Annotated in this window: 5 protein-coding genes and 1 pseudogene; 2 read left to right on the top strand and 4 right to left on the bottom strand. The window is 60.4% G+C overall.

Annotation, left to right across the window (positions count from 1 at the left end; genetic code table 11):
* Positions 1–185 (bottom strand): annotated as a pseudogene (locus GHO41_RS15265) (DUF2868 domain-containing protein); the annotation flags it as partial.
* Between the two features lie 98 nt (positions 186–283).
* On the opposite strand from GHO41_RS15265, the gene GHO41_RS15260 reads away from it, so the two are divergent.
* Complete coding sequence (locus GHO41_RS15260; RefSeq protein WP_153392582.1) at positions 284–796, top strand: dihydrofolate reductase; 513 nt, start codon at positions 284–286, stop codon at positions 794–796.
* A gap of 95 nt (positions 797–891) precedes the next feature.
* On the opposite strand, the gene GHO41_RS15255 is transcribed toward GHO41_RS15260, so the two are convergent.
* Entirely contained in the window at positions 892–2283 is a 1392-nt protein-coding gene (locus GHO41_RS15255; protein WP_048385139.1) for an L-cystine transporter, read from the bottom strand.
* Between the two features lie 228 nt (positions 2284–2511).
* Between GHO41_RS15255 and GHO41_RS15250 the strand changes: the two genes are divergently transcribed.
* Positions 2512–3567: a haloacid dehalogenase-like hydrolase gene (locus tag GHO41_RS15250; RefSeq protein WP_123750782.1), complete on the top strand. Its 1056-nt coding sequence runs from the start codon at positions 2512–2514 to the stop codon at positions 3565–3567.
* Between the two features lie 135 nt (positions 3568–3702).
* On the opposite strand, the gene ilvD is transcribed toward GHO41_RS15250, so the two are convergent.
* Positions 3703–5550, bottom strand: coding sequence for a dihydroxy-acid dehydratase (gene ilvD / locus GHO41_RS15245; RefSeq protein ID WP_048371027.1), 1848 nt, complete (start codon positions 5548–5550; stop codon positions 3703–3705).
* A 227-nt stretch (positions 5551–5777) separates the two neighbouring features.
* Complete coding sequence (locus tag GHO41_RS15240; RefSeq protein ID WP_153434041.1) at positions 5778–6917, bottom strand: MFS transporter; 1140 nt, start codon at positions 6915–6917, stop codon at positions 5778–5780.
* Positions 6918–7044 lie beyond the last annotated feature (127 nt).

Below are 7044 nucleotides of genomic sequence, written 5' to 3'. Positions count from 1 at the left end.
GCCGTGACCAGGCCATCGCGCTCGGCCAGCCACAGCGCACGGTTTTGCAGGCGTGTGCTCAGATCACCGGCGCTGCTGCGGGCGCGGCGGTTGGCTTCCAGATCGTCCAGCGGGCCAGCGTGCTTTTCGCGCAGGCGCACGGTTTCGGTCAGCCAAAGACGTTGCAACGGGGAAAGTTCAGTCACGCGGCATTCCATTCAAGTGAATCATGAGCATAACCGCTGTATGCCGGTTAGTCAGGCGGGGTACTGACAGCGCGGGCGGCTCTGGTATCCTCTGCGGCATGAAAAAATCACTTCCCCTCAGCCTGATCGCGGCCCTCGGTGAAAACCGCGTGATCGGCGTCGACAACAGCATGCCGTGGCATTTGCCGGCGGATTTCAAATATTTCAAGGCCACCACCTTGGGCAAGCCGATCATCATGGGTCGCAAGACCTGGGATTCGCTGGGCCGCCCGCTGCCGGGGCGCTTGAACCTGGTGGTAAGTCGTCAGACCGGCTTGCAGCTCGAAGGTGCCGAAGTGTTTGCTTCGCTTGAGGCCGCCGTCGAGCGCGCCGAAGCCTGGGCCATTGAGCACGAAGTGAACGAGCTGATGCTGATTGGCGGCGCGCAGTTGTACACCCAAGGGCTGGCGGATGCCGACCGGCTGTACCTGACGCGTGTGGATCTGAGCCCGCAAGGGGATGCGTGGTTTCCTGAGTTCGATCAGGCGCAGTGGACGTTGGTGTCAGAAGACAAGCATGACGCCGCAGAGGGCAAACCGGCGTTCAGCTTTGAGGTGTGGGAGCGGCTGTAAGGCTGACACATCCCCTGTAGGAGCGAGCTTGCCTCGCGATCTTTTGATCTTCTAAAAGATCGCGAGGCAAGCTCGCTCCTACAAGGGATTGAGGGTTAGGCGTGCGCCAGATCACCATGATCGTCTTCGGCCAGAATGGCCTTGTCGGTCTGGTGCAACGCCTGGCTGGTGACTGTACCGGCGACCATTGAGCCGCTGACGTTCAGCGCCGTGCGGCCCATGTCGATCAACGGCTCGACCGAGATCAGCAACGCCACCAATGACACCGGCAAGCCCATGGCCGGGAGCACGATCAGGGCCGCGAAGGTTGCACCGCCGCCCACGCCCGCAACGCCCACCGAACTGATGGTCACAATGGCCACCAACGAAGCGATCCACACCGGGTCCAGCGGGTTGATGCCGACCGTTGGGGCAACCATCACCGCCAACATGGCCGGGTACAGACCGGCACAGCCGTTTTGCCCGATGGTCGCGCCAAACGAGGCAGCAAAGCTGGCAATCGAAGCCGGAATGCCCAAGCGGCGGGTTTGCGCTTCGATGCTCAGCGGGATGCTCGCCGCGCTCGAACGGCTGGTGAAGGCGAAGGTCAGCACCGGCCAGACTTTGCGGAAGAAGCGCAGCGGGTTAACCCCCGACATCGACAAAATCACCCCGTGAATCACGAACATCAGCGCCAGGCCGATGTACGACACCACCACAAAGCTGCCCAGCTTGAGGATGTCTTGCAGGTTGGAGGTGGCGACCACTTTGGTCATCAGCGCCAACACGCCGTACGGGGTCAGTTTCATCACCAGACGCACCAGACGCATCACCCAGGCTTGCAGGGTGTCGATGGCGTTGAGCACTTTGCTGCCTTTTTCCGGCTCGTCCTTGAACAGTTGCAGGGCGGCAATGCCAAGGAAGGCGGCGAAGATCACCACGCTGATGATCGACGTCGGCTTGGCGCGGGCCAGGTCAGCGAACGGGTTCTGCGGGATAAACGACAGCAGCAACTGCGGCACGTTAAGGTCTGAGACCTTGCCGGCGTAGTCGCTCTGGATCACGTGCAGGCGGCTGATTTCGGCAGCGCCCGCGACCAGGCCATCGGCGGTGAGGCCGAACAGGTTGGTCAGGCCGATGCCCACCAGCGCCGCGATCATGGTGGTAAACAGCAACGTGCCGATGGTCAGGAAACTGATCTTGCCCAGCGACGAGGCGTTATGCAGGCGCGCCACGGCGCTCAGGATCGAGGCAAAGACCAGCGGGATGACGATCATCTGCAGCAGTTGCACGTAGCCACTGCCGACCAGTTCGAACCAGCCGATGGAGGTTTTAAGGGTTTGGCTGTCCGTGCCGTAGACCAGGTGCAAGCCCAAGCCAAAGAGCACGCCGATAACCAGCGCCAGCAGGACTTTTTTTGCCAGGCTCCACGCGGTGTGGCGGGTCAGCGACAAGCCGAACAGCAACGCGAGGAACACCAGCAGATTGAGAATCAGCGGGACATTCATGAGGGCTCCGGGGGAGAGGGGGACGACGCAGGTGACGTCTTCAAGCGATAAAATTTTCGAACCGGAAATGCTAACAGGTTGATATAGCTCGAAATATATCGTTCTGGAATGACTACCTTCACTTTTGGAATAAGCGCATGGCGTTATCAAGACGGTCGAGGTCGCATCCACGCTAAAACTGTCACAGAGGTTTGCTAGCGTCGTCGCCTTTCTTAAGGAGCATAGTCGATGAGGCTGACGGCGAAGTTGATAGCTGCAACCCTGTGTTTGGGCTTGGCCGGGCAGGTGTTGGCAACCGAATTGGAACACTGGCCGGCCGATCAGGCGAAGCAACTGAACGCCATGATTGCGGCCAACGCGAACAAAGGAAACTTCGCGGTCTTTGACATGGACAACACCAGCTACCGCAACGACCTTGAAGAAGCGTTGCTGCCGTACATGGAAAACCTCGGCCTGATCACCCGTGACAGCCTGGACCCGTCGCTCAAGCTGATCCCGTTCAAAGACACGGCTGAGCACCAGGAAAGCCTGTTCAGCTACTACTACCGTTTGTGCGAAATCGACGACATGGTCTGCTACCCGTGGGTGGCGCAGGTGTTTTCGGGCTTCACCCTGCAACAGCTCAAAGGCTATGTGGATGAGTTAATGGCGTCCGGCCAGCCGATCCCGGTGTCTTACTACGAGGGCGACACGGTCAAGACCGCTGAAATCCAGCCGCCCAAGGTGTTTGCCGGTCAGGTTGAACTGTTCAACAAGCTGATGGAAAACGGCATCGACGTTTACGTCATGACCGCCGCCTCGGAAGAGCTGGTGCGCATGGTCGCGGCCGATCCCAAGTACGGCTACAACGTCAAACCGCAGAACGTCATCGGTGTCAGCACCCTGCTGAAAAACCGCGACACCGGCGAGCTGACCACGGCGCGTAAACAGATCAGCGCGGGTACGTACAACGAAGAGGCCAACATGGGCCTGGAACTCACGCCTTACCTCTGGACCCCGGCCACCTGGATGGCAGGCAAACAGGCGGCGATCCTGACCTACATCGACCAATGGAAAAAACCGGTGCTGGTGGGCGGCGATACGCCATCGAGTGACGGCTACATGTTGTTCCACAGCGTTGACGTGGACAAAGGCGGGATCCACCTGTGGATAAACCGCAAAGACAAATACATGGCGCAGCTGCAAGGCATGATTGCCAAAAACGCCGCGGCCCAGGCCAAAGCCGGCTTGGCGGTGACGGCGGACAAAAACTGGGTGATCGTCAAACCAGACGAAATCCAGTAACTCTCTGTTGTAGGAGCGAGCTTGCCTCGCGATCTTTTGATCTTTTAAAAGCTCGCGAGCAAGCTCGCTCCTACAGGGGCGGTGTGGCACAAAAAATCCCGGCACATGGCCGGGATTTTTGTATAACGCGTTGGCTTATGGCACCAATTTGTCCAGCAGCGCCTTATCACGCACCGCGCCCTTGTCGGCGCTGGTGGCCAGCAAGGCGTAGGCCTTGAGGGCGGTGGTGACTTTGCGTGGGCGGACTTCAACCGGCTTCCAGCCCTTTTTATCCTGCGCAACACGGCGTGCCGCCAGTTCTTCGTCGCTGACCAACAGGTTGATCGAGCGGTTCGGAATGTCGATCAGCACTTTGTCGCCATCTTGCACCAGACCAATCGCACCACCGGCAGCGGCTTCTGGCGAAGCGTGGCCGATGGACAGGCCCGAGGTGCCGCCCGAGAAACGGCCGTCGGTCAGCAAGGCGCAGGCTTTGCCCAGACCTTTGGATTTCAGGTACGACGTCGGGTACAGCATCTCTTGCATGCCCGGGCCGCCTTTAGGGCCTTCGTAACGGATGATCACGATGTCACCGGCCTTCACTTCGTCAGCCAGAATGCCGCGCACGGCGCTGTCCTGGCTTTCAAAGATCTTGGCGTTGCCTTCAAACACGTGGATCGACTCGTCAACTCCGGCGGTTTTCACCACGCAACCGTCCAGCGCGATGTTGCCGTACAGCACGGCCAGGCCGCCTTCTTGCGAGTAGGCGTGCTCGACACTGCGGATGCAGCCGTTTTCACGGTCGTCGTCCAGGGTGTCCCAGCGGGTCGACTGGCTGAACGCGGTTTGCGTCGGGATACCGGCAGGGCCTGCACGGAAGAACGTGTGCACGGCTTCGTCGTCGGTCTGGGTGATGTCCCACTTGGCGATCGCATCTGCCATGGTCGCGCTGTGCACGGTCGGTAAGTCGGTGTGCAGCAAGCCGCCACGGGCCAGCGAACCGAGGATGGAGAAAATGCCGCCAGCGCGGTGCACGTCTTCCATGTGGTACTTCTGGATGTTCGGCGCCACTTTGCACAGCTGCGGCACATGGCGCGACAGGCGGTCGATGTCTTTGAGGTCGAAGTCGATCTCGGCCTCTTGGGCAGCGGCCAGCAAGTGCAGGATGGTGTTGGTCGAGCCGCCCATGGCGATGTCCAGCGTCATGGCGTTTTCGAACGCCTTGAAGTTGGCAATGTTGCGCGGCAATACCGATTCGTCGTTTTCGACGTAGTACTGGCGGCACAGGTCGACGATGGTGCGGCCTGCCTGCAGGAACAGTTGCTCGCGGTCGCTGTGGGTCGCCAGGGTCGAACCGTTGCCCGGCAAGGCCAGGCCCAGGGCTTCGGTCAGGCAGTTCATGGAGTTGGCGGTGAACATGCCGGAGCACGAACCGCACGTTGGGCAGGCGCTACGCTCGTACTCGGCAACCTTCTCGTCAGAAGCGCTGGAGTCGGCGGCGATGACCATGGCATCGACCAGGTCGAGGCCGTGGCTGGCGAGCTTGGTTTTGCCCGCTTCCATCGGCCCGCCCGACACGAAAATCACCGGGATGTTGAGGCGCAGTGCGGCCATCAGCATGCCAGGGGTGATTTTGTCGCAGTTGGAAATACACACAATGGCGTCGGCGCAGTGGGCGTTGACCATGTACTCGACGGCGTCGGCAATGATCTCGCGGCTCGGCAGCGAATACAGCATGCCGTCGTGGCCCATGGCGATGCCGTCGTCTACGGCAATGGTGTTGAATTCTTTGGCAACGCCGCCAGCCCGTTCGATCTCGCGGGCCACCAGTTGGCCCATGTCCTTGAGGTGGACGTGGCCGGGTACGAACTGGGTAAAGGAGTTGGCAATGGCGATGATCGGCTTTTTGAAGTCGGCATCTTTCATCCCCGTGGCGCGCCACAATGCGCGGGCGCCGGCCATATTGCGGCCGTGGGTGGAGGTCTTGGAACGATAGTCAGGCATGGAACAGCTCCGGGCGGCTAATCAGGTAACAAACAGGGAAGTGAGCTTCTAATCGCTAGGGGATCACACAGAAAATGACCACGTATCCACTAGTTGCCGTGAACGCTGCGGGATCGCCGCACGCTTGGGCTTGAGCTCATAAACCCGCCGGGGATGATTGGCGATGAATGCGTCGATTCTACACGGCTGGCGGTGGGAGGGAATGGTCCAAACCGTGAAGATAGCGGCTACGGGACGAGCGCCCGCTCGCGGATCAGCCCATTCAAACCGAGCGCGATGGCGCTCAGGATCAAAAAGCACACGGCCAGGGTGCTGGTCAGGTGATCGTCGGCCAGGTTGATCACCAGGCTGATCAGGCCGCCGCACATGAAAATCAGCAGGCATCCAGCGGAGGTCGATGTGCCCGCGAGTTGCGGGTAGAGGCTCATGGCTTTGGAGTTGGCGATGGGCCTGCAAATGGTGGTGCCTGCTGTGCAGATGAGCATGGGGATCAGCACCGTGATGGCAGACACGCCAAATTGCCAGGTAAGCCCCAGCATCACCAGCCCGGAAGCGGCGATGAGGCACAGGCCAGCAGTGATTTGTGTCTCGCTGGCGAGCTTGCGGTGCAGCACGCTGGCCATCACGCCGCCGACCACATACGCAGCGCCATACAGCAGCAAGGCCCAGGCGAACTGGTAGGCCGAAAGCTGCAGGTGCTCCATGAAAATCAGCGGCGACAGGACGATAAACGAGAAGTGGCATGCAAAGGCCAGGGCCGAAATCAGCCAGTAACCGACGAAGCGGATATCAGAAAACAGCCGCCAATACCCGGCGAAAAACTGCCGTGCTGACGGCCTGTGGCGGCTGCGGGACTCGGGCAGCAGGTGCAGTGACCAGCACCAGACCACCACCGCCAGGGCGATGAACACATAAAAGCTGCCTTGCCAGCCCAGGTACAGTTGCAGCCAGGTGCCGACCAAGGGGGAGCAGGAAATGAAGATCCCGCCGCCGGTGGCCATCCAGATCCGGATGCGCTCCAGTTCGCGCCCTGTGAACACGTCCTGGATCAGCGCTTGTGACAGGGCAAATCCACCGCAGCCGACGGCCTGGACCACGCGGAAAAACATGAACCAGGCGAAATCCATGGCAAACAGGCAGCCCGTTGCGCCGATGGTCGCGAGGGCAATGCCGGTCAGCAGCAACTTTTTGCGCCCAAACATATCGGACAAAGGCCCGATCAGCAGCAGCGACACGGCCAGGCCGATGGCGAAAATACTCACCGACTGCGCGACGTCGGACGGTGTAGTGCGAAAGTGGCTGGACAGGGCCGGGAAGGAGGGCAGTACCACGTCCAGCGGGAAGACGGCGAGCAGGGTCATTGTCATCAGCAAGGCAATGGTTGCGCGGGGCTTTGCAGGGGTGTCCGTGGGCGGCTGCACTGATGTGTCCGGTGTTAATCAGGGCGGGCAGTGTTCTGCGCCGGTGCTGGTTTTACAACGATGTCCTGAGTAG

Source organism: Pseudomonas sp. FSL R10-0399 (assembly GCF_009600165.1).
In the GTDB taxonomy this organism is placed as follows: domain Bacteria; phylum Pseudomonadota; class Gammaproteobacteria; order Pseudomonadales; family Pseudomonadaceae; genus Aquipseudomonas; species Aquipseudomonas helleri.
This window is presented reverse-complemented; position numbering and strand designations above follow the sequence as displayed.

What these genes read in the sequence shown, in the direction of transcription:
- GHO41_RS15260 (WP_153392582.1), top strand. Translation starts at nt 284, where the DNA reads ATGAAAAAATCACTTCCCCTCAGCCTGATCGCGGCCCTCGGTGAAAAC.
- GHO41_RS15255 (WP_048385139.1), bottom strand. Translation starts at nt 2,283, where the DNA reads ATGAATGTCCCGCTGATTCTCAATCTGCTGGTGTTCCTCGCGTTGCTG.
- GHO41_RS15250 (WP_123750782.1), top strand. Translation starts at nt 2,512, where the DNA reads ATGAGGCTGACGGCGAAGTTGATAGCTGCAACCCTGTGTTTGGGCTTG.
- ilvD (WP_048371027.1), bottom strand. Translation starts at nt 5,550, where the DNA reads ATGCCTGACTATCGTTCCAAGACCTCCACCCACGGCCGCAATATGGCC.
- GHO41_RS15240 (WP_153434041.1), bottom strand. Translation starts at nt 6,917, where the DNA reads ATGACAATGACCCTGCTCGCCGTCTTCCCGCTGGACGTGGTACTGCCC.